The following is a 21,452-nucleotide window of genomic DNA, read 5'->3' as shown; positions in this document are numbered from 1 at the left end:
TTTAAATTTATGAAAATAGGTGTTTGGAAATGGTTGGCCTATTGGCAAAAGAACGAAATTATCGCTGGCTATTTTTTTCTGGACTTGTAAATGGTATTGGGGATCGGTTTAGCCAGGTAGCGGTTTTAACGATGCTTCTGGAACTAACCGGATCTGGCCTTGCTGTGGGTGGTGCTCTTTCCATAAGAATTATTCCCTACTTGCTGTTCTCATATGCCGGGGGAGCCTTATCGGATCGGATTTCCAGAAAAGCCATGTTGATCATTACAGATTTGATTCGGATCCCCCTGGCATTATCCCTTTTACTGGTTCATGGCCCGGATGACATCTGGCTGATTTATGTCGTACTGTTTTTTCTGGCGGTTGGGGAGGCCATTTATGAACCTGCCAGAAAATCGTTTATCTTTGAAATTCTTCATGATGATAACCATATAACAAAGGTAAACATTTTGGAACAAAGCCTGCTCGGATTTGTATTAGTGTTTGGTTCCATATCGGGCGGGGTGTTTTCGTACCTGATTGGAACAAAGGCGGTTTTCGCAATAAATGGTGTATCATTTTTGGCCGGCTCCCTTTTGATTGACTTTGCAATCATTTTCCTCGTGGTTCATCACAACATCAATCGGCTGTCCCAAAAGTCTCATTAAAGTAAAAAACGGCTATATGAAAAAATCAGGGCTGTCCATTAGACTAAAATAGTCTATTGGGACAGCCCAATACAATAATAGAGAAATGTTCAAAATTCCTGGGTGTTATCAGCTTTTCTTTGCTTTTACCTTTGGAAGGATTTTTTTCCGTTCCACAGCAGATACTCGTTCCCATGTGTCTGGATTTTCAGGGTCGTACTGTTCAATAAAACGAATCACTTCTTTAGTAATAGGAGTAGGAGTGGAAGCACCTGCTGTAACGGCTACTTTGTTAACCCCTTCAAGCCATTCCAGTTTAATTTCGGTCACATCCGCAATACGATAAGCTTTTGTACCGGCAATCTCTTCAGAAACCTGGGCCAGCCGGTTGGAATTGTTACTCCGGGGATCACCGACCACAAGGGTCAAATCTGCTTCTTTAGCCTGTTCAGCCACCGCTTCCTGACGAACCTGGGTAGCCATGCAAATTTCCTTGACCATTTCAGTCTGTGGATATATTTCCTTCACCTTCTGCATGACATCATAAACATCCCACTGACTCATCGTCGTTTGATTGGTGACAAGAATTTTGTCATGATTTTGATCTATTGTTAAGTTTTCAACGTCCTCTTCTGTCTGGACAAGATGAACTTGATGCGGTGCCACTCCAATAGCACCTTCTGGTTCAGGATGTCCCTTTTTGCCGATATAAATGATTTCATAACCTTCTTTTGCTTTTTCCCGGATCAAATCGTGGGTTTTGGTTACATCCGGGCACGTAGCATCCAGTACGGTCAACCCCTTATCCCGGGCGCGCTCTTTTACCTCCGGGGATACCCCGTGTGCAGTGAAGATTACCGTACCTTCATTTATGTCTTCAAGCAGTTCCAGTCTGCTTTTTCCATCCAGTGTAATAATTCCTTCATCTTTAAATGCTTCTGTAACATGACTATTATGAACGATCATACCTAAAATATAAATAGGGCGTGGCAGGTTTGGATCCTTTGCGGCATTCTTAGCTATAACCATGGCATCCACGACACCATAGCAATACCCGCGTGGTGCAATTTTAATTACTTCCATTAACAGGTCCTCCTCTAAACAAATTGCCCAGTGCACTTTAAATTTATGGCTTATTATATTATAAAGGGTAAAGGGATATTAGACAAAAGATTTCATAAAGTGGCGTTCTGTTCCAGACTTTACTATAATGAAAATGCACGTTGTGTAAAGGAGACATGAACTATGAGCAAAAATCGTTTTCAGTCTTATGCCCTCAAGCCAGACATATTAGACATTATTCATAAACTGAAATTCAAGGAGCCGACTCCTATTCAGCAAAGGGTCATCCCTGCTGCGCTAAGGGGGGAAAGCTTAATTGGACAATCCCATACTGGTTCTGGTAAAACCCATTCCTATTTAATTCCTATCTTTAATGATCTAGAATCATCAAAGGAAGAGATTCAGTATGTCATTACGACCCCTACAAGGGAGCTTGCTGTACAGATCTATGATGAAGTCCGCAAAATGATTCAGCTTGCCGACAAAGAGAATGAATGGCGCGCGAAGCTCGTAATAGGCGGTACGGACAAACAAAAGATAGCGGAAAAATTAAAGCGTCCGCCTCAAATGATCGTAGGTACACCAGGACGAATTCTGGATCTTGTCAAAGATGAAGCCATGGATGTATTTACAGCAAGGGCTCTGGTGATGGATGAAGCGGATCTGATGATTGATCTGGATTTAATTCAGGAAGTGGATCAGATTCTTTTGCGAATGAAACCTGACATTCAGCTGATGGTTTTTTCTGCAACCATACCAGAAAAATTAAAGCCATTTTTAAAAAAGTATATGGAAAATCCCTCCTATATTTCCATCGATGATCAAGGTCCTGCTCCGGAAAAGCTGGAACATCGGCTTATACCATTGCGTCACCGAAGGGTTTCGGATCTGATCGAGGAAATTAGCGGATTAATCAATCCCTATCTCGCTCTCATTTTTGTCAATAAAAAAGATCACGCAGATGAGCTGGCGGAACAATTAATGGAACAAGGATTGGAAACGGGGGTTATTCACGGCGGCCTGTCTCCGAGGGAACGAAAAAGAATATTAAAAGAATTGAAAAATTTAAGGTATCAGTATATTGTTGCTACGGATTTAGCGGCAAGGGGAATAGATATACCAGGCGTAAGTCATGTGATCAACGCAGAGATGCCTAAAGATCCGGAATTCTATATTCATCGCGCGGGAAGAACTGCAAGGGCCGGTCTGGAAGGGACAACGATCAGCTTTTATACCGACGAAGACATTCCAGTTATACAAAAATTAGAAAAATCAGGGATAACCTTTACGAACATAGACATAAAAGACGGGGAATGGGTGCAAGCAAAGGCATGGAACCAGCGAAATACCCGTCAAAAGAAGGAAAATGAACTGGATGAAAAGGCCTGGAATATGGTGAAAAAACCAAAAAAGGTGAAACCAGGATATAAAAAGAAAATGAAGCGTCAGGCTGAAAACATCAAAAAGAAATTAAAACACAATAAAAATCGAAGGAAAAAATAACGTTTTTCAGGAGAGGAGAATGAAGTATGCTAAAAATCGGTTCCCATGTATCCATGGGCGGAAAGAAAATGCTGCTGGGTTCCAGTGAAGAAGCGGTATCCTATGGTGCCAATACATTTATGATCTATACAGGTGCACCTCAAAATACCCGAAGAAAGCCGATTGAAGAACTCAATATCGAAGCGGGTCAGGAACATATGAAAGACCATGGTATTGAAGAAATTGTGGTTCATGCACCATATATCATCAATATTGCCAATACGAAGAAGCCCGAAACCTTTAAACTGGGCGTTAATTTTTTAAGATCTGAGGTGGAGCGTACGGATGCTCTCGGTGCAAAACAGATTGTCCTACATCCTGGCGCCCATGTCGGAGCAGGAGCAGAGGCAGGGATTAAAAAAATTATTGAAGGATTAAACGAAGTTCTGGATAAGAATCAGGATGTGCAAATCGCCCTTGAGACGATGGCCGGTAAAGGTTCTGAATGCGGAAGGACTTTTGATGAGCTGGCCAAAATTATTGATGGCGTCACCCATAATGATAAATTATCCGTATGTATGGATACGTGCCATATCCATGATGCAGGATATGATGTGGTAAATGATTTTGATGGAGTATTGAAAGAGTTTGATGAGATCATTGGATTGGATCGTCTGAAAGTACTTCATATTAACGACAGCAAAAATGAACGGGGGGCTCAAAAGGACAGACATGAAAATATTGGATTTGGGAAAATTGGATTTGAGGCTCTCAGCTATGTAGTTCATCATCCTGAATTAATGCATCTGCCAAAAATTTTAGAAACCCCCTATGTGGGTACCGACAAAAAGAACAAGAAACCCCCTTACCGGCATGAAATCCATATGTTGAGGGATCAGCAGTTTAATGAACAGATGAAGGATGACATTATGGTACAATAACTACAGGCAAAACCCGGCGACAAGACCAGTTGGACTTCAGCCGGGTTTTTCATCGTCATAAGAGGTATTCCACCCCATATTGTTTTGCAAGGGATTTAAACAGCCGATAAACTTTTTGAGCTGTTTTTTTGTCTGTTACGGAAGCAATTTTTCTAAGCATTTTTAGGCGGTCCCTTTCGTTAAAAGGATCAAGCCTGGTACTTTTTAAAAAAGAAATAATATCTTCTGCCTGTTTCTTCGTAATATGAAAATCATAAGCCTCTGCATAGTACAGAAGCTCTCGAACCGAAAGATTTTGCAATTTTTGCTGAACCATCTGTTTGATAATGCTTTTTTTCATTTTGCATCTTCCCCATTTGTTTATTTTTAGTAATATATGATCGTTGAAATGGGGGATGTGAAAAGGACCAGAATAATCAGAAAATAAAAACATGTGGTATTTCTAGTGAATATTGGTTGCATTATTTTGTTACATCCATTAACATATACCCTTGAGTCAAATGACCCATTTCAGAAAGACAAAAAATGGGATTTTTGATGGATTGAGAGGTGATGGTGAAATGGATAGGTGGAGGCCTTACATCCAGTTATTTATTGTTATATCATACATTACGGCCTGTTTTTTGCTGGTTTACCATGTCTATGCTAAAAAGACAGATGATTTAATAAAAGAAAATCAGGCATTAAAAGCAGAAAAACAGTTCATTGAATCACAATATAATTACGTAAAGTCTTTGCCCACAGACTTTAAAACTTCCGACTGGTATGAATCCTTTCCTGAAATGGAAAAAATGGCTCAGAGAATGGTTGACGAAAGCGGAGGAAAATTTAAAGAGACGTGGGCGATATACTTAATCATGGAAGCAAAGCGCTTTGACATTGATCCGTTTCTAGTATACGAACTTTTGAGGGTGGAAACGGGAGGAACATTTAATCCAGAACTCGCCGGCCCGCCGACAAAATATGGCAGGGCTTACGGACTGGGACAATTTATGAAAAATACCGCTCCGTGGGTCGCTGATATGGCAGGGCTGCCATATGAGGATGAACTGCTGTTTGATCCTTATTATTCCATGCAGCTCACATTCGTTTATCTCGATTATCTTCATCAGGAATATGGAAACTGGAATGAAGCTCTAACTGCGTATCATCGCGGAATGGGTGGACTAGAAACTTATATCCAAAAGCATGGACATGCGAAGAGCTGGTATGCTGTGACGATTCAGCGAAATGCCAGTTCACACGGATCTTATGCCTTTGCCAGATAAATACGCAAGGCTGTGATGTTTGAAGCAGGAAGTTCATTACCATACCATTGAACTTCCTGTTTTTTATTCGAAAAGAATAACATTCTAGTTGTGGAACACTTTGCATTGAGCTGGCTGCAGTGCTCCTTGAACTGGTTCGGCTTTTTTAGGGCAGCTAGAAAGGTGCTTTTGCTTGTCTTACTGGATCAGCAGTCAGCTTTTTCGATATAGAACAACAAAAATATTCCATGTAATATAAATCAAGCTCCTTCACAAACTATACATACACCTCTTCAGAAAGTGAGGGACTTTGATGACAGATTATAATCGTGACAGAGAAGAGCTGGATAACCTGGACGAAAGGAATTTAAATAACCGTATAACCGTCGGCAACCAGTATTTAGGTACGGAAGGTATTGGCGATGAATACGAGCCAGATAACAGGAAAAGAGATGAAGAATTTGCTGAGGAAGCGGCGCTTTACAACCGAGAAGTAGGCCGGGCAGAACGGGCTACTGAAGAAAAGGAAACCAATATGCGAACAGAAGAAGAGGGCGGCGCCGGTTGGGGCTGGACCGCTATTTTCTTATCCTTTTTCGCCTTTTTTATCATGCCGATTATCTTAGGGGTAGCGGGTATTCTTGTCGGTTTAACCGCGAGAAGAAGAGGTGCAGAAATGCTTGGTAATATTGCGGTTGCAGCCGGAGGGATTGCTGTCGTTCTTCGGTTATTGGATTTTATGTTTTAGCAATGTCGATTGGCAGTTCTCACATTTCGGGGATGTCTTGTCAGGCGATTTAATTGCCTGCAGACATCCCCATTGTTTGGTTAAAATAAGGTTTCTGAAGGTATTAAGGTGAAAACAGCCTCCTCATCTCTTTTTCGTTCGTCCCAGCCTGTTTCCTGTTGCTTTCATTTTATACCTCTTCTTTTTGTTTTTGAGCATATTCTTCGGCTAGTTTATCCACTTCTTTTTTCAATTCTTCCACCATGGTCTCTTCTGGAACTTTTCGAATGATTTCACCATGACGGAACAATAACCCTTCTCCACGTGCACCGGCAATGCCAATATCTGCCTCCCTTGCTTCACCGGGACCGTTCACGGCACAGCCGAGAACGGCTACTTTAATAGGGGCTTTTATTTTGGAGATGTATTCCTCGACCTCATTGGCTATAGAAATTAAATCAATCTCGATTCGGCCGCAAGTAGGGCAGGAAATCAGAGTAGCCGCATTTGAAGCAAGGCCGAACGATTTTAACAGTTCTCGGGCTACTTTTACTTCTTCAACAGGGTCGGCACTGAGAGAAATCCGAATCGTATTTCCGATTCCTTTGCTTAAAATGGCTCCAAGCCCGGCAGCACTTTTAACCGTTCCGGCAAAAAGTGTTCCGGATTCGGTGATGCCGAGGTGAAGAGGGTAATCAAAAGCTTTTGCTGCTTTTTCATAAGCTTCAATAGCCAGACGAACATCAGAAGCTTTCAGAGATACTACAATATCATGGAAATCCAGCTCTTCTAAAATGTTGATATGGTATTGTGCGCTTTCAACCATCCCATCCGCTGTCGGGTAGCCGTACTTATTTAAAATCCGTTTTTCTAAAGAACCGGCATTAACCCCAATTCGTATGGGAATACCTTTTTCTTTTGCAGCTTTTACAACGGCTTCGACTTTTTCCCTTCTTCCGATATTTCCGGGGTTGATTCGAATCTTATCAGCCCCCCCTTCAATGGCTTTTAATGCCAGTTTGTAATCGAAATGAATATCTACAACGAGAGGGATGTTAATTCTTTTTTTAATTTCAGGTATCGCATCAGCCGCCCGTTCATCGGGACATGCTACACGTACAATTTGACAGCCAGCTTCCTCCAGGCGTTTGATCTCATTGACGGTGGCTTCTACATCATGTGTTTTGGTCGTGGTCATGGACTGAATCACAACTTCATTTTTTCCGCCAATGGTTACATCCCCTACTCGAACCTGTCTCGTATCTTTACGGTGGGTAATGGAAGACATACACAACGCTCCTTTTATTCCGTGAAACTTTATTTGCTTCCCATTACTGAGTAATAATGGGTTCTGTCATCTTAAAATGCTCCACTTTATACTATATCATTTTTTAAGGTCCAGCTCCATGGGAAAAAATAATCGTATTACTGCTCGTCATAAACGGGGAATAAATAGGTGTTACCATTTAAAATGGAATGAGGATCAATCCCCGGATTGAGCGACTGAAAATCTTCGATGACTTTTTCCATGGAATACATATTTAAATGGGGATTTAATTGTTCTAAAATGGATAAAACGGTATCACCGGACTGAACCTGATAAGGGACAGCCTGAAAAGACGCTTTGTCGCCATGATTATTTTTTTCTTTTTGATCCTCTTCAGTATTGGTTGGCGTCACATCGAACTCCAGCACACCCGTTGACCAATCGTATAGTAAACTTCTGACAAAGAGTAAAGCTAAGAAAACAACGAACACCTTTTTTAGGAAATGCAACAGGACCACCTCTCCAATGAAACGAATATCTCCTGAAAAGCGTATATGTATTAGACATTACATTCTGATGAATTGGGGTGACAGTATGTTTTTAGAGTCCATCACAGCAGCTTTTATACTTACTTTTTTGGGGATGCTGTTTTTAATAGGTGAATTACTGGTAAAAATGAGGGGACTTGCCGGCCTGCTTGGAATGGGTTTTATCGCACTTTATTTTTCTGCTCATCTTTCAAATACATCATTTTTTTTAATGATTACGCTTTTTCTTGTGGCCTTATCACTCATTGTCATTGATGGGAAGATCTTAAACGATGGAACTTTATCATTCATCGGTGTGGGACTGATGATTCTGGCCATTGGACTAAGCGCACCGAACTGGGTCAATGGCTTGTATGCAGTTACTGGTATCATTCTAGGAATGCTGTCCAGTTTCCTCTTTCTAAAAGTATTTCCAAAAAGAAAAATGTGGGATAAAGTAACACTCCTTGATCGTTTAACTTCCGAGAGCGGGTACAATTCCATGAATAAACAGTATCAAAGCCTGATCAATAAAAACGGAGTGGCTCTGACAGACCTGAGACCATCAGGTACCGTTCGGGTTGATGATCAGGATTACTCTGCCGTTGCCAACGGTAAATGGATTGAGAAAGGCAGTGAGATAACCGTCACCTATGTAGATGGTACAAAAATTGTAGTCGAAGAAGTCATCGATAATTTAACACCAAATTCATAATTTCTTTACCCTCCATACACATTGGGTTGTCATACTGAAATGGACTATATGGCGGAATGGAGGGTTTTTTATTGAAAATAAACATTGGACAAGAGAAAGATTTTCATCCATTGAGACACTTTTTTCGCTTATCTCCATTTAAGTTATGGCCTTCTTTATCCATGAAATGGAGGCTGTTATCCATCACGGTGTTCTTATTGGTCTGTGCCATTGCAGGGGTAGGAATTATTTCATATGACAAAGCGAAAGACACTCAGCTGACTTTAGTGGAAAATCGGTTGAATCGTGAAATCGGAGTGATGCAGGATCTGGCACAGAAAATGAAATTTGCCTATATTGGTGATGATCAACTGTTTCAAAAGGAGTTTTACAAAGGGATTGAGCAGCAAAAAAACGCATTGCTTCTGGATGAACTGTCTCCCAAAATCTTTATTGTTAGAGAAGACGAAGTAGAGATTTTTACAGACCATCAATTTGATTCGGTGAGTGTAGATCCGGGGTTAAAAGAAGAAATTTTAGCAGAAGAAACCAGGTCCTTTATTCATCAGTATAACGGACAGCCCTGGCTGTTTTCTTCAGGATACATTGCAGAACTTCAGGGATATTATGTTATAGCCATTCCTCAAGGGGATTACATTCAGACAGCAAGGGAATTGGCTCTCTTTTCCATCATGGTCGGGGCAACCAGCTTAATGATCATCGTTGTTAGTATATCGTTAATTGTATCAAAACTGACAAAGCCGCTGACAGATCTTCAATCCGAAATGAGAAAGGCGCGGAAAGGGAATTTTTCTGAGGTTAACCCAATCCATAGCCATATTCCGGAAATTCGTTCCCTGAACAATAGCTTTCACAATTTAATCTCTCAAATCCAGATGTTGTTTCAAAATATCGAAGGGGCCATCCGTCGATTGACCGGCACCAGCAATCAATTATCCTTCTCCTCAGAAGAACTAAATGAAAAACAGGTAAAAATGAAACAAGATTTGTTACGTGTCATGGATCATGCTGCCGAGTCAAAGGGAACCCTTAACCAGTATGGAGATATGGTGGAATCGATATCCAGGTTAATATACTTGCTGAATGATGTATTTTATGATATCAAGCAGCGTCAACTTCGAATGTATGAATCAGCGGAAAAAGGAAACCAGGAGATTGCATTGATTTTGTCTGCCCTTGAACAATTTTACGGGGGAATGGAAGAAATGGGAGAGAAGATGGGGAAGTTCATGGAACAGACATATCATATCAGTGAGTCACGAAAACTGATTCAAGATATTTCAGAGCAGACCAAACTCCTTGCTTTAAATGCTTCCATAGAAGCTGCACGTGCGGGAGAAAACGGAAAGGGATTCTCTGTAGTTGCTGAGCAAATCCGGAAACTTGCAGACAGATCCCATAAAGCGGCCGATGATATTCATAACAAATTAAATGATACGATTCAGATCGGCAATTATTTTTCTGATCAATTCGAGAAATTTTCCAGGGACTTACATAAACAGTTTAAGACCGTACACCATTCCAGGGAGATTTTTGATGAATTAAAACAATATATAAAGGATCTGAATATTTATGCTGAAAAATCCGAAAAAGAAATGAAACGGTCTGAAGCGGTTGTTCCGGAATTAAAAGAAGCTTTTCAGATTTTCAGTCAGGTAACTGAGGCTACGGCTCAATCAGTCAATCAATTGGTTGAAAGTGTCCATGAACAGAACGAAAAATTGCAGGAAACGGAAGAAATACGTATAGAGCTCACAGCTCTTGCACAATCTCTGGAATCCTTAATTTCAAAAACATATACTGGTGATCGATGATATGGGTGTAAAAACGCCCGGAGAAATCCGGGCGTTTTTACAAAGAAGGATACCATCAGTTTATAACTTGCTTTATTCATGGTCAATACCCGATACTTCCACTTCTCAAACCTCAACAGATGCCGTCAAAATTCTTTGGGGCCATGCAGGACAGAGGGAACTTTTGTTTTTAGCCATGTTATGAAACTGTTTTTGGAGAAGGTATAAATGAAATCGTCCGGTATAAAATCATCCCTCCTGCTGCCCAGAACAGAAGACCAGCGTATGGTATTGAAACGGAAAGATACTCAAGCCAGGCAATGACAATTGAAGGAATGGTTGCGGCATAGGCAGATAACGTCCAGATCTGCAGGTATTTCACGTTTTTCTTCAGTTTGTTTTTGAATATTAGTCCAATCACAGCCAGCAGAGAAATTTCAATAAATTTAAAACCAGTAACGAATAAATAGTTCATGGCAAAAAAGATAATCAGGATAAACCATTTCAACGATTGGATGGTTTGAATGGTATCGATGATTTGATCTTTTGACGCCTGATGTAGTCCTATCAAGGCATATGGAAACTCGAGTATGATTTTTTCGTTGGAAATGAAAAGGATCTCCCTTTGTGAAAACACAACTCCCTCGGAAAAATTGCTGCCTTCTTCCAGTTCCTGGTCCGTCACGATGAGCGTCTGATCGGAACTGGAATACGGTTCCTGCTGGTCTATCTTTAATACGCCACCTTCTATAAAAAAGTCAGGAGCATCAATAATTTTCTCAATATTCACTGACTGTAAGGCGCTGTTAGTCTGAATGGAACTGATGACCAGTAGAGGGAGGGTCGCAATCAGCATCATAAAGAAAACATAACCAATGGATCGCCCAATTTTTTGGTAGCGGAAAGCGGATACATTTTTAAAATGATAGAAGCTAAACAGAAACTGTTGAAATATGTTCCATTTCATACGATTCACATCCTTTGCAATGTTCCTTTTTCATCATAAAGGAAGCGTTCATGTTCCACAAGCACCATGGTCAAACAAAATGTTAAGGTATTGTAAATTTTGTCGAATCTACTTTACAAATCCTTAACAAATCATTAATAATGAGAAGGGTGTTTTAAACAGAACTTTGGATGAGGGGTTGAACAGATTGGAAATCGATGTTCAAAAGATGATTTTTGAATTTGTCGGCGGTCTCGGGATCTTTCTATTCGGTCTGAAGTACATGGGAGATGGACTTCAAAAATCTGCCGGAGATAAATTAAGGGATATTCTCGACCGTTTTACGACAAACCCTTTTATGGGCGTACTCGCAGGAATTATAGTTACCATATTGATCCAGAGCAGTTCAGGAACAACCGTTATAACAGTTGGACTGGTAAATGCCGGTTTTATGACGTTGAGACAAGCCATCGGGGTCATTATGGGAGCCAACATAGGTACCACTGTTACAGCGTTTATTATTGGTATTGACGTGGGAGAATTTGCTCTGCCGATCATCGCTCTCGGGGCATTGTTGATCTTTTTCTTTAAAAATAAGAAGGTTACTTATCTTGGACAAACCGTATTTGGTTTAGGGGCTTTATTTTACGGATTGGAATTAATGAGCAGTGGTATGAAGCCTCTGAGAAGTTTTGAAGCTTTTCATGAACTCACGGTAAGTATGAGTGAAATGCCGCTACTGGGTGTGCTGATAGGTACCGTATTTACGGTCATCGTTCAAAGCTCTTCAGCAACCATTGGCGTACTTCAGGGATTGTTTGGACAGGGAGCCATTTCCCTGGAGGCAGCTCTGCCAGTTTTATTTGGTGATAATATTGGAACGACAATCACCGCTGTTCTTGCTTCGATTGGGGCGAGCATTGCAGCAAAGCGGGCAGCCCTGACCCATGTGTTATTTAATATTATAGGAGCCACTTTATTTATTATATTGCTTAAACCATTTACCTGGGTCGTCGCTAACCTGCAGGACTATCTAAATTTAAATAATCAAATGACCATAGCCTTTGCACATGGAATTTTCAACGTAACCAATACATTGATTCAGTTTCCATTCATCTGGCTTCTGGCCGTTATTGTGACGAAACTAATTCCGGGGAAAGATACGGCCATTGAATATAAGCCAAAACATCTGGACCCGATTTTTATTGAACAGTCACCATCTCTTGCACTTGGACAGGCCAAGGAGGAATCTCTGCGCATGGGAGAACTGGCCATGCAGGGGCTGGAGGAGACAAGCCTATATTTAAATAATCATAATCAGAAACACGCAGAATTGTCATTGCAGCTGGAAGATGCGATTAATAACCTCGACCGCAAGATTACGGATTACTTAGTGCGCATTTCAAGTTCGTCACTTTCCAAAACAGAGAGTGCCCTTCATTCTTCTATCGTTGATATTGTCCGGGACATCGAACGGATCGGGGACCACTTCGAAAACATCGTGGAATTGATTGATTATAAAATTTCCAATAAAGTTGCCCTTACAGAACAGGCAATGAAAGATTTAAACGACATGTTTAATCTGACGATGATTACAGTCAAACAGGCGCTTAAAGCTTATGAAAGCATGAACCATGAAGAAGCATTAGCCGTGATCCAAAAAGAAGAACAGATTGACCAGATGGAACGCACGTATCGTAAAAAACATATTATTCGTCTGAATGAAGGAGTCTGTACCGGCCCTGCTGGCATTGTCTTTGTAGACATCATCAGTAATCTGGAACGAATCGGAGACCATGCCGTAAATATCGCGCAGGAAGTCATTGGGAAAGATACAGATCCGGACGTGCTAAATTCTTAATTGCCATTTTTTGAAGAGAAGATGTCCCCCTGTCAACCAATGGGCAGGGGGCGTTTCTGATTCTGCAAATACTTTAGAAAAAAACCTTGAATGATAGAAACAACCATGCTATATTACACATGTGCTGATTAAAAATAAAATAACAAAAAATATATTGACATACATTCATTTTCATGATATATTATTATTCGTCGTTCAAAGAAAAACAAAAAACCGCATGAGAAACATTGCTGATGAAGCAGGTGGATCGTGGGGACGGACAATAACAACACACATTATAAACAACGTTTTATTCCACCGTAGCTCAGTGGTAGAGCAATCGGCTGTTAACCGATTGGTCGCAGGTTCGAATCCTGCCGGTGGAGCCATCTATGGCGGTGTAGCTCAGCTGGCGAGAGCGTACGGTTCATACCCGTGAGGTCGGGGGTTCGAATCCCTCCACCGCCATTCCCTTTATACATATGCCCAACTTGATTTTCTAATATGGCGGCTGTGGCGAAGTGGTTAACGCACCGGATTGTGGCTCCGGCATTCGTGGGTTCGATTCCCACCAGTCGCCCCATATTTCATGGACCCTTAGCTCAGCTGGTTAGAGCTATCGGCTCATAACCGATCGGTCGCAGGTTCGAGTCCTGCAGGGTCCACCATTACACGGAGGAGTACCCAAGTCTGGCTGAAGGGAGCGGTCTTGAAAACCGCCAGGGGCTTCACGGCCCGCGGGGGTTCGAATCCCTCCTCCTCCGCCATACATATTTTGGCATGTCTCGGTAGCTAACCGTAAACATCCGTGAGGATCATCACCGTAGGTTCTGCGAGAAGCGGAATACTTCTTTGAAAAGCTTATCCGCTTTGAGCACAATCGGTAGAGCACGTCCGAGTAAGCTTCCAGGAAAAGGCATCAGCACACCACGCGAGCTGCTGCTTGATATGACTTACTGAGCGTGGGGTGAAGGACTGAAAATCGTGCGAGTTGTAATTAAATAGTTTTTTCTTTTATGGCTCGGTAGCTCAGTCGGTAGAGCACGTCCGAGTAAGCTTCCAGGAAAAGGCATCAGCACACCACGCGAGCTGCTGCTTGACATGACTTACTGAGCGTGGGGTGAAGGACTGAAAATCGTGTGAGTTGCAATTAAATAGTTTTTCTTTTATGGCTCGGTAGCTCAGTCGGTAGAGCAAAGGACTGAAAATCCTTGTGTCGGCGGTTCGATTCCGTCCCGAGCCACCATTATTGATCATCTCCTTTCCATAAACATCTGGCAAGCAAATTTTGCTTGCTTTTTTTATATATTGATGACCGCTAAAAGATCAATCGGCGAAAGGCATTCAAAGGATCCATTCCTTTCACCTCATTTCATCTGTCCACCTGGATTTCTTAAAATTAGAATTTTGATATGAACAGTACAATTTGAACGTTTGAAATTTCTAATGTGGGGGAATAAATAACATGGGGATAGTGAAAAATTGACGCAAAAGAGTTGAAACCTTTTTCATCCCCTGATACTCTTTAAATACAGGGAGTGGTTTTTCAAGGTATTTTTCCCTGTGATTACATATTTAAAAAGGAGGAGTTTAAAAATGGCATTCCAATTGCCTGATTTACCTTATGCATATGATGCGTTAGAGCCACACATTGACAAAGAAACCATGAATATCCACCATACGAAACATCACAATGGCTATGTTACAAAATTAAATGCCGCACTGGAAGGACACAGTGATCTTCAAAACAAATCCCTTGAAGATCTTTTAGGTCATTTAGATGCAGTTCCTGAAGAAATTCGTACGGCTGTTCGCAACAATGGCGGCGGTCATGCCAACCACAGTCTTTTCTGGACGATTATGTCTCCAAACGGAGGAGGCGAGCCAAAGGGCGAGCTTGCGGAAAAAATCAATGAAACTTTTGGCAGCTTTGATCAATTCAAAGAGGAATTTTCTAATGCCGCTGCTGGACGTTTCGGCTCCGGGTGGGCATGGCTTGTTGTAAATAACGGAAATCTTGAAGTAACAAGCACCCCAAATCAGGACAATCCCGTGATGGAAGGGAAAACACCAATTCTTGGCCTTGATGTGTGGGAGCATGCTTATTACCTTAAATATCAAAATAAACGCCCGGATTACATTGCAGCTTTCTGGAATGTTGTTAACTGGGATGAAGTCGAAAAACGTTACCAGGAAGCTAAATAACTCAGATGAACAGTCGGCCGTATGGCCGGCTTTTTTTTTCTCTATAATCCATATGAAGTCTTGATTCCTGAAATGATTCACCGAATAACAAACTCCTTCTTGCAAACAATAAAGGTGAAGAAAAGGGGTTTGTTAATCATGAAAAAAGGAATGCAGGCTGTATTAGGGAAAGTGGATATAAACCGTGATTTACTTCTTTTACTGGCCATTGGCGGACTCTATTCCCTCAGTATCTTTTTATCCAATACGTTTGTCAATATCTTTTTATGGAAGCAATCCGAAGATTATGCTTCCATAGCGCTATACAATTTGGCGATCTATATTATGCAGCCCCTGACCTTTCTTCTGGCAGGAAAATGGGCAAAAAAAATGGATCGTGTGATTGTCCTTCGCCTTGGGGTAACCGGTTTATCCCTTTTTTTTATGACTGTATTGCTGGTTGGGGAAGAGGCATCCAGGTTTAATATCACCCTTGGGGGAATTCTGGGAATTGGCTATGGTTTTTACTGGCTTGCTTATAATGTATTGACGTTTGAAATTACAGAGCCGGAAACCAGGGATTTTTTCAATGGTTTCTTCGGTCTTTTACAATCGTTTGGTGGAATGATTGGGCCAATCACGGCGGGGTATATTATTTCAAAAATGGAAAATTATACAGGGTATACTGTTATTTTTTCCATCTCATTAACCCTGTTTTTAATGGCAGTCGTCTGCAGTTTATTTATCCAGCGGAGGAAAGCGAAAGGAAATCTGACATTAAAACCGATCATCAGGGTGAGAAAAGAGAATACAAACTGGAATAAAGTGCTTCATGCCCATTTTTTTCAGGGGCTCAGGGAAGGCACATTTTTGTTTGTTATTGCCATCTGGGTGTTTTTAATCACCGACAGCGAGTTTGCACTGGGAACCTTTAATTTGATTTTCTCAGCATCTTCGTTTCTGTTTTACTATCTTGCTACCCGTATAATCAAACCGAACATGAGAAAAAAAGCGGTTTTTATCGGCGGTCTAATGCTGTATCTGTCCATTTATCTGATTCTGTTTTTTCGGTCTTATCCGGTATTGCTTGTCTATGCCGCTATCATCGGAATGGCCTATCCAATCATATATGTGCCCTATTTCTCCATTTCTTACGATGTGATTGGATCGTCCTGGAAGGCAAAGGATATGCGAATTGAATATATTGTTGTCAAGGAACAATATTTAAATGCAGGCCGTGTGATTTCCATTTTGCTATTTCTTACTGGAATTGCTGCCTTTGATCCCGATACGGTGATCCCATATATTCTGGCCATTGTAGGAGCAGGGCACCTAATGATTTATTTCTTTATTAAAGAGGTTCACTTAACGAGGATCCATCGTGATGAAAGTAAAGATGATCAGGCTATGGCCAAAAAGGAAATAACCGAAGAGAAAAATCGATAATTTTTAACATATGCCTGCAAAGATAATGGTGATATAATAGATAAAAGAGAAAGGAATTTATGCTTTTGGGAGGGGAGTTTCCCTTGAAAAAAAAGAAAAAGAAACCCCATTTGCCCTTACGGTTAAATATCCTATTTTTCATGATATTTCTGCTTTTTTCAGCCCTTATTTTACGGTTAGGGGTTGTTCAGATTCTTTATGGGGAGGATGCTCAGGAAGAGATAAATAAAAAAGTCAATCAGGTGACCAATCTTCCTGTACCCAGAGGGATCATATTTGACCGATTTGGCCGAGTTATTGTCGATAATGAGCCTTTATATTCTATTACTTACACTCCCCAGAAATATACAAAAGCAGAAGAACGGTTGGATCTGGCTGAAAAGCTGTCTGCTTATATCAAAATGTGTGAGACAAACGAACCTGAAAAAGACGAAGATGGTGTTGAAGTGTGCTCCGATCTTGTCAAGGAAAGGGACATGAAAGATTACTGGATACTAAAAAATAAAGAGAAGGCCTACAACCGCCTGTCTGCAGAAGAACGGGCCAGCATGGATGATAAAGAAGAGTATGCTGAAGTGCTCGACCGCATATCCGAAGAGGATCTTGCCGAGATCACCGATGAAGAATTAGAAGTTATCGCCATCAAACGTGAACTTGATCAGGCGTTTGCCCTCACCCCCCACATTGTGAAAAATAAAGGGGTAACTGAAGAGGAATATGCTACGGTTGCCGAACATTTAAATGAACTTCCCGGGATTAATGTAGCTGCGGACTGGAATCGAAAATATTTATTTGAAGATACACTCAAATATTATCTCGGTTCTGTCACATCCTCGGATGAGGGGATTTTGAAGGATAATATGGACTATTATTTGACCCATGGATACAGCCGGAATGACCGGGTAGGCAGAAGCGGACTTGAAGCCCAGTATGAAACCGTTTTGAGTGGAGAAAAAACCAGGATTCAGCATATAACAGATAAAGAAGGGAATTTAATTCAATCAGAGGTTCTTTATCCAGGTGAACAGGGAAAAAACTTAGTCCTGACAATAGATATGGAATACCAGCAGATGGTTGACGAGATTGTAAGAGAAGAGCTAAAAACGGCCATAGAAAAATTCCCTCAGCAAAACAAACATATGAATGATGCCATGGCTGTTGTGATGGATCCCAATACAGGTGAAATACTGGCCATATCCGGACAGCGTTACGTTCGCGGGGATGGTGTTGATGAGCCTTATTTTGAGGACCAGTCCTTCCGCGCTGTAAGTGATGCTCATCGGCCTGGATCTGCAGTGAAGGGTGCTACTGTTCTCGCCGGATACCAGTCCGGTGTCATCGATATAGGCACCCAGTTTTACGATCGCCCGATTAAAATCAAAGATACACCTGAAAAAAGTTCCTACAGGACTTTAGGAACAGTAAATGACTTAGATGCTTTGAGACTGTCATCTAACGTTTACATGTTTTTTATCGCACTCCGGATGGGAGGGGAGTATAACTACCAGCCTAACCATTCTGTATCTTTTAACCCGGATGCCTTTAAAGAAATGAGAAACTATTTTAAGCAGTTCGGCCTGGGGACAAACACGGGGATTGATCTTCCTTTTGAGTCAACGGGGTATAAAGGAAGTACCCTTAAAGCAGGTACATTGATGGACTTTGCCATTGGCCAGTATGATACCTTTACAACTCTTCAGCTTGCTCAATACGTATCTACTATTGCAAATGGGGGCTATCGGATCAAACCTCATCTGGCGAAAGAAATACGTCTTCCAGGTCATGAAAACGGTCTTGGGCCGGTCTATCAGTCTGTAACCCCTGAAGTATTGAACAAAATTGAAATGGATGACCGTTATCTTGAACGGGTACAGGAAGGATTCAGGCAGGTGTTCCAGGAACCGGGAGGGACTGCTTACTATGAATTTGCCGATGCTCCTTACAAACCGGCCGGAAAAACGGGAACAGCCCAGAATGAAATATATGAAGACGGAAAGCTGGTTGCCAAAACAGAAAATTTAACCCTTGTAGGCTATGCACCCTACGACAAACCAGAAGTTGCCTTTGCTGTTGTCGTTCCGAACACAGGTATTGTAAAGGGCCAGTATCAGGTAAATAAACAGATTGGCCGACGTATTCTCGATGCTTATTTTGAATTAAAAGAAAAACGGGCAAAAGAAGGGATTCAAGAAGTGATCAGACCGGTTTCAGAGGAAGATAATTCCGCTGAATCTTAGGATTCACAAACCATCTTCTTGTGGTTCCTGAGTGAGAATTCTGAAACTGGCTATTCATTCTTCCTCTTTCAGCAGAACCAAACTTTTAAAAAAAGTCACCTTGTATGGTGTTCGTCCGTAAACAACACCATACAGAGGTGATTTTTTTTGCACATTTGCACATTCTCTAAGAAAATGAATTCTCATTCTTCATATGGTTGAAGCCCCCTCCCCCTATATTAATCCTTTCCGCTACCAGCTCTTTTATTGATAGATTTACACAACCTTAACAATTCATTTATATGGAGTTAATAGAAAGGGTTTAGTATAAAAATTGTCAAACAATATAAAAGTTTAGGGGGAAAAAACATGAAGTCACTTAAGCGGTTTGCCATCCTTCTAGTTACCATGCTGCTTATCGGGTTTCTCGCAGCATGCGGACAGGGGGAAGATTCATCAGGAGACACAGAAGATCAAAACAGTCAGGAAGAAACAAATGCTGGAAATGACAGTGAAGAACATAACGAGGATACAAAAGAACTTTCTGGAACCATCAAACTGGCTGGATCATCTACCGTATTTCCAATTATGGAAGCTGTGACTTATGAATATCATCAAATTCAACCCAATGTACAAACACCTCTGGAAAGTGTCGGTTCCGGAGGCGGATTTAAAAAGTCCACTAAAGGTGAAATTGATTTCAGTAACGCTTCCCGACCAATCAAGCCTGAGGAACAGCAAATTGCTGAAGAAAACGGTATTCAGCTCGAGGAAATTGTCCTTGCTTATGATGGACTGACAGTTGCTGTAAGCTTGCAAAATGATTTTGTCGACAGTTTAACGGTGGAACAATTGCGGGATATTTTTCTAGCAGAACGGGGAAATACGAAGTGGTCTGATATTCATCCGGACTGGCCGGATGAACCGATAAAAATTTATGCGCCAGGCCATGATTCTGGAACCTTTGATTACTTTAATGAAGTGATTCTTGAAGAAAAAGAAATGCGTGAAGGAGAAGGGGTAACCCTTTCAGAAGATGACAACCTCCTCGTTCGGGGGATTCAGGATGACCCATATGCGATCGGATTTTTCGGATATGCTTACTACTATGCCAATCAAAATAAACTCAAAGCAGTAGCGATTGACGGAGGAGATGGCCCGGTTGAACCAAACAGTGACACCATCCAGGATGGAACGTATACACCTCTTTCCCGACCACTATTCACTTATGTGAATGTCCAGTCTCTTAAGGAAAAAGAACATGTACAGGACTTCCTGGAATTTCTCATGAACGGTTCAGCAGCTAAGGCAGCTGAACAGGTTGGCTATGTTCCTATTCCAGAAGAAGAATATCAAAAGCAGCTGGAAGAGCTGCAAAAATTATATCAATAGTCTTCTTGTCATAGCGACAGATTAGCCAGGAAAAGGTGAGGACAGCTTTACTGTTCTCACCTTGCCTTGCGATGAAAGGAGTTTTATAGAAATGGAATCAGCCGGTTCTTTAAAAAAGAAACCACTGGATGTTCAGGAAAAAATTCGCGAAAACAAAGAAAAACAAAAGATGTTCCGAAAGCTGGAAAAACTCGTGCCGGTCTTTTTGTTCTTAAGTGCAGCTTTTTCTGTTATGACAACGCTGGGGATTTTATTTACACTGCTGAAAGAAGCGGTTGGTTTTTTTAGTGTCGTTCCTGTCAAAGAATTTTTCTTCAATACAAGCTGGAAACCGTGGTCCGGCTCATTTGGGGTATTGCCTCTGATTACGGGAACATTGCTCATTACGTTCATCGCTATTTCAGTCGCATTGCCACTGGGGATAGCTGCAGCCATCTTTTTGAGCGAATATGCTAACAGTCGTGTGCGAAAGGTAATCAAACCAACTCTTGAAGTATTGGCTGGAATACCTACAGTCGTTTACGGCTTTTTTGCACTTACCTTTGTCACGCCAATTCTGGAAAAATTCATCCCTGAACTCCAGATTTTTAATGCATTAAGTGCCGGAATTGTTGTAGGAATTATGATTATCCCCATGGTTGCTTCTCTGTCGGAGGATGCGATGAATGCAGTCCCAAACAGTCTTCGTGAAGGAGCCCTGGCTATGGGTTCTACAAAGTTTGAAGTTGCCATGAAAGTGGTTTTGCCTGCAGCCTTTTCAGGAGTAGTAGCTTCAGTTGTACTGGCCATTTCACGTGCCATCGGGGAAACGATGATTGTGACCATCGCAGCCGGGCAATCACCAAACTTTACCTTTGACCCGACGATGTCGATCCAAACTTTAACAGCCTTTATTGTGCAGGGAACGTCAGGTGATACCACTTATGGATCGACCATCTATTACAGTGTCTATGCAGTGGGAATTACATTATTCGTATTTACTCTAGCTATGAATCTGCTTGCCCAGTACATCGCACGCCGTTTCAGGGAGGAATACTGATA

At 41.4% G+C, this 21,452-nt stretch carries 18 protein-coding genes and 6 tRNA genes; 19 read left to right on the top strand and 5 right to left on the bottom strand.

All coding sequences use genetic code 11. The features are described from left to right. The first annotated feature begins 29 nt into the window (after positions 1 to 29). Positions 30 to 647, top strand: coding sequence for an MFS transporter (locus EDD68_RS01755; RefSeq protein WP_132370486.1), 618 nt, complete (start codon positions 30 to 32; stop codon positions 645 to 647). Positions 648 to 755: 108 nt separating this feature from the next. On the opposite strand, the gene EDD68_RS01750 is transcribed toward EDD68_RS01755, so the two are convergent. Then, entirely contained in the window at positions 756 to 1,709 is a 954-nt protein-coding gene (locus EDD68_RS01750) for a 4-hydroxy-3-methylbut-2-enyl diphosphate reductase (protein WP_132370484.1), read from the bottom strand. A gap of 162 nt (positions 1,710 to 1,871) precedes the next feature. Between EDD68_RS01750 and EDD68_RS01745 the strand changes: the two genes are divergently transcribed. Beyond that, positions 1,872 to 3,191 (top strand): DEAD/DEAH box helicase, encoded by a 1,320-nt coding sequence (locus EDD68_RS01745; protein ID WP_132370482.1) that lies wholly within the window; start codon positions 1,872 to 1,874, stop codon positions 3,189 to 3,191. A 26-nt stretch (positions 3,192 to 3,217) separates the two neighbouring features. After that, positions 3,218 to 4,111, top strand: coding sequence for a deoxyribonuclease IV (locus tag EDD68_RS01740; RefSeq protein WP_132370480.1), 894 nt, complete (start codon positions 3,218 to 3,220; stop codon positions 4,109 to 4,111). Positions 4,112 to 4,166: 55 nt separating this feature from the next. Here EDD68_RS01740 and EDD68_RS01735 read toward each other — a convergent pair whose 3' ends face one another. Further along, positions 4,167 to 4,451: a DUF2624 family protein gene (locus EDD68_RS01735; RefSeq protein ID WP_165902023.1), complete on the bottom strand. Its 285-nt coding sequence runs from the start codon at positions 4,449 to 4,451 to the stop codon at positions 4,167 to 4,169. Between the two features lie 220 nt (positions 4,452 to 4,671). Here EDD68_RS01735 and EDD68_RS01730 point away from each other — a divergent pair, with 220 nt between their 5' ends. Both EDD68_RS01730 and EDD68_RS01725 read left to right on the top strand, forming a co-directional pair. Next, on the top strand, positions 4,672 to 5,379 hold the full coding sequence (locus tag EDD68_RS01730; RefSeq protein WP_132370476.1) for a lytic transglycosylase domain-containing protein: 708 nt from the start codon (positions 4,672 to 4,674) through the stop codon (positions 5,377 to 5,379). Positions 5,380 to 5,671: 292 nt separating this feature from the next. Next, complete coding sequence (locus EDD68_RS01725) at positions 5,672 to 6,106, top strand: DUF4190 domain-containing protein (RefSeq protein ID WP_132370474.1); 435 nt, start codon at positions 5,672 to 5,674, stop codon at positions 6,104 to 6,106. A gap of 169 nt (positions 6,107 to 6,275) precedes the next feature. On the opposite strand, the gene ispG is transcribed toward EDD68_RS01725, so the two are convergent. Then, the gene (gene ispG, locus EDD68_RS01720; RefSeq protein ID WP_132370472.1) at positions 6,276 to 7,373 is read right to left on the bottom strand and encodes a flavodoxin-dependent (E)-4-hydroxy-3-methylbut-2-enyl-diphosphate synthase; all 1,098 of its coding nucleotides are present in this window, start codon (positions 7,371 to 7,373) and stop codon (positions 6,276 to 6,278) included. A gap of 137 nt (positions 7,374 to 7,510) precedes the next feature. Next, positions 7,511 to 7,861 (bottom strand): LysM peptidoglycan-binding domain-containing protein, encoded by a 351-nt coding sequence (locus EDD68_RS01715; protein WP_165902022.1) that lies wholly within the window; start codon positions 7,859 to 7,861, stop codon positions 7,511 to 7,513. A 67-nt stretch (positions 7,862 to 7,928) separates the two neighbouring features. Here EDD68_RS01715 and EDD68_RS01710 point away from each other — a divergent pair, with 67 nt between their 5' ends. Together EDD68_RS01710 and EDD68_RS01705 are read left to right on the top strand one after the other, a co-directional pair. Beyond that, complete coding sequence (locus tag EDD68_RS01710; RefSeq protein ID WP_243646721.1) at positions 7,929 to 8,594, top strand: NfeD family protein; 666 nt, start codon at positions 7,929 to 7,931, stop codon at positions 8,592 to 8,594. A 71-nt stretch (positions 8,595 to 8,665) separates the two neighbouring features. After that, positions 8,666 to 10,408 (top strand): methyl-accepting chemotaxis protein, encoded by a 1,743-nt coding sequence (locus tag EDD68_RS01705; protein WP_165902021.1) that lies wholly within the window; start codon positions 8,666 to 8,668, stop codon positions 10,406 to 10,408. 178 nt (positions 10,409 to 10,586) lie between these two features. Here the strand turns inward: EDD68_RS01705 and EDD68_RS01700 are convergent, their stop codons facing one another. Beyond that, complete coding sequence (locus EDD68_RS01700) at positions 10,587 to 11,354, bottom strand: DUF1189 domain-containing protein (RefSeq protein ID WP_132370466.1); 768 nt, start codon at positions 11,352 to 11,354, stop codon at positions 10,587 to 10,589. Between the two features lie 187 nt (positions 11,355 to 11,541). Between EDD68_RS01700 and EDD68_RS01695 the strand changes: the two genes are divergently transcribed. From EDD68_RS01695 to pstC, 12 genes are all read left to right on the top strand, one after another. Further along, on the top strand, positions 11,542 to 13,194 hold the full coding sequence (locus EDD68_RS01695) for a Na/Pi cotransporter family protein (protein ID WP_132370464.1): 1,653 nt from the start codon (positions 11,542 to 11,544) through the stop codon (positions 13,192 to 13,194). A gap of 293 nt (positions 13,195 to 13,487) precedes the next feature. After that, positions 13,488 to 13,562, top strand: a tRNA-Asn gene (locus tag EDD68_RS01690). A 5-nt stretch (positions 13,563 to 13,567) separates the two neighbouring features. Further along, positions 13,568 to 13,641, top strand: a tRNA-Met gene (locus EDD68_RS01685). A 39-nt stretch (positions 13,642 to 13,680) separates the two neighbouring features. Further along, positions 13,681 to 13,756, top strand: a tRNA-His gene (locus EDD68_RS01680). An 8-nt stretch (positions 13,757 to 13,764) separates the two neighbouring features. Further along, a tRNA-Ile gene (locus EDD68_RS01675) sits at positions 13,765 to 13,841 on the top strand. Between the two features lie 6 nt (positions 13,842 to 13,847). Continuing rightward, positions 13,848 to 13,940: transfer RNA gene (locus EDD68_RS01670), tRNA-Ser, on the top strand. A 403-nt stretch (positions 13,941 to 14,343) separates the two neighbouring features. Then, positions 14,344 to 14,419 (top strand) — tRNA-Phe (locus EDD68_RS01665). Positions 14,420 to 14,769: 350 nt separating this feature from the next. Then, positions 14,770 to 15,378 carry a superoxide dismutase gene (locus EDD68_RS01660; protein ID WP_132370462.1) on the top strand — a complete coding sequence of 203 codons (609 nt, stop codon included), beginning with the start codon at positions 14,770 to 14,772 and terminating at the stop codon, positions 15,376 to 15,378. 138 nt (positions 15,379 to 15,516) lie between these two features. Then, complete coding sequence (locus EDD68_RS01655) at positions 15,517 to 16,803, top strand: MFS transporter (protein WP_132370460.1); 1,287 nt, start codon at positions 15,517 to 15,519, stop codon at positions 16,801 to 16,803. A gap of 140 nt (positions 16,804 to 16,943) precedes the next feature. Continuing rightward, a complete protein-coding gene (locus EDD68_RS01650; RefSeq protein ID WP_243646730.1) occupies positions 16,944 to 19,040 on the top strand; it encodes a peptidoglycan D,D-transpeptidase FtsI family protein in 2,097 nt (698 codons plus the stop codon). Positions 19,041 to 19,388: 348 nt separating this feature from the next. Next, complete coding sequence (locus EDD68_RS01645) at positions 19,389 to 20,411, top strand: PstS family phosphate ABC transporter substrate-binding protein (protein ID WP_132370456.1); 1,023 nt, start codon at positions 19,389 to 19,391, stop codon at positions 20,409 to 20,411. Between the two features lie 91 nt (positions 20,412 to 20,502). Further along, positions 20,503 to 21,450: a phosphate ABC transporter permease subunit PstC gene (pstC, locus tag EDD68_RS01640; RefSeq protein ID WP_132370454.1), complete on the top strand. Its 948-nt coding sequence runs from the start codon at positions 20,503 to 20,505 to the stop codon at positions 21,448 to 21,450. Positions 21,451 to 21,452 lie beyond the last annotated feature (2 nt).

It is taken from the genome of Melghiribacillus thermohalophilus (assembly GCF_004342905.1).
Lineage (GTDB): Bacteria > Bacillota > Bacilli > Bacillales > Alkalibacillaceae > Melghiribacillus > Melghiribacillus thermohalophilus.
The sequence above is the reverse complement of the archived record's forward strand: the minus strand, read 5'-3'. Positions and strand labels throughout refer to the sequence as shown.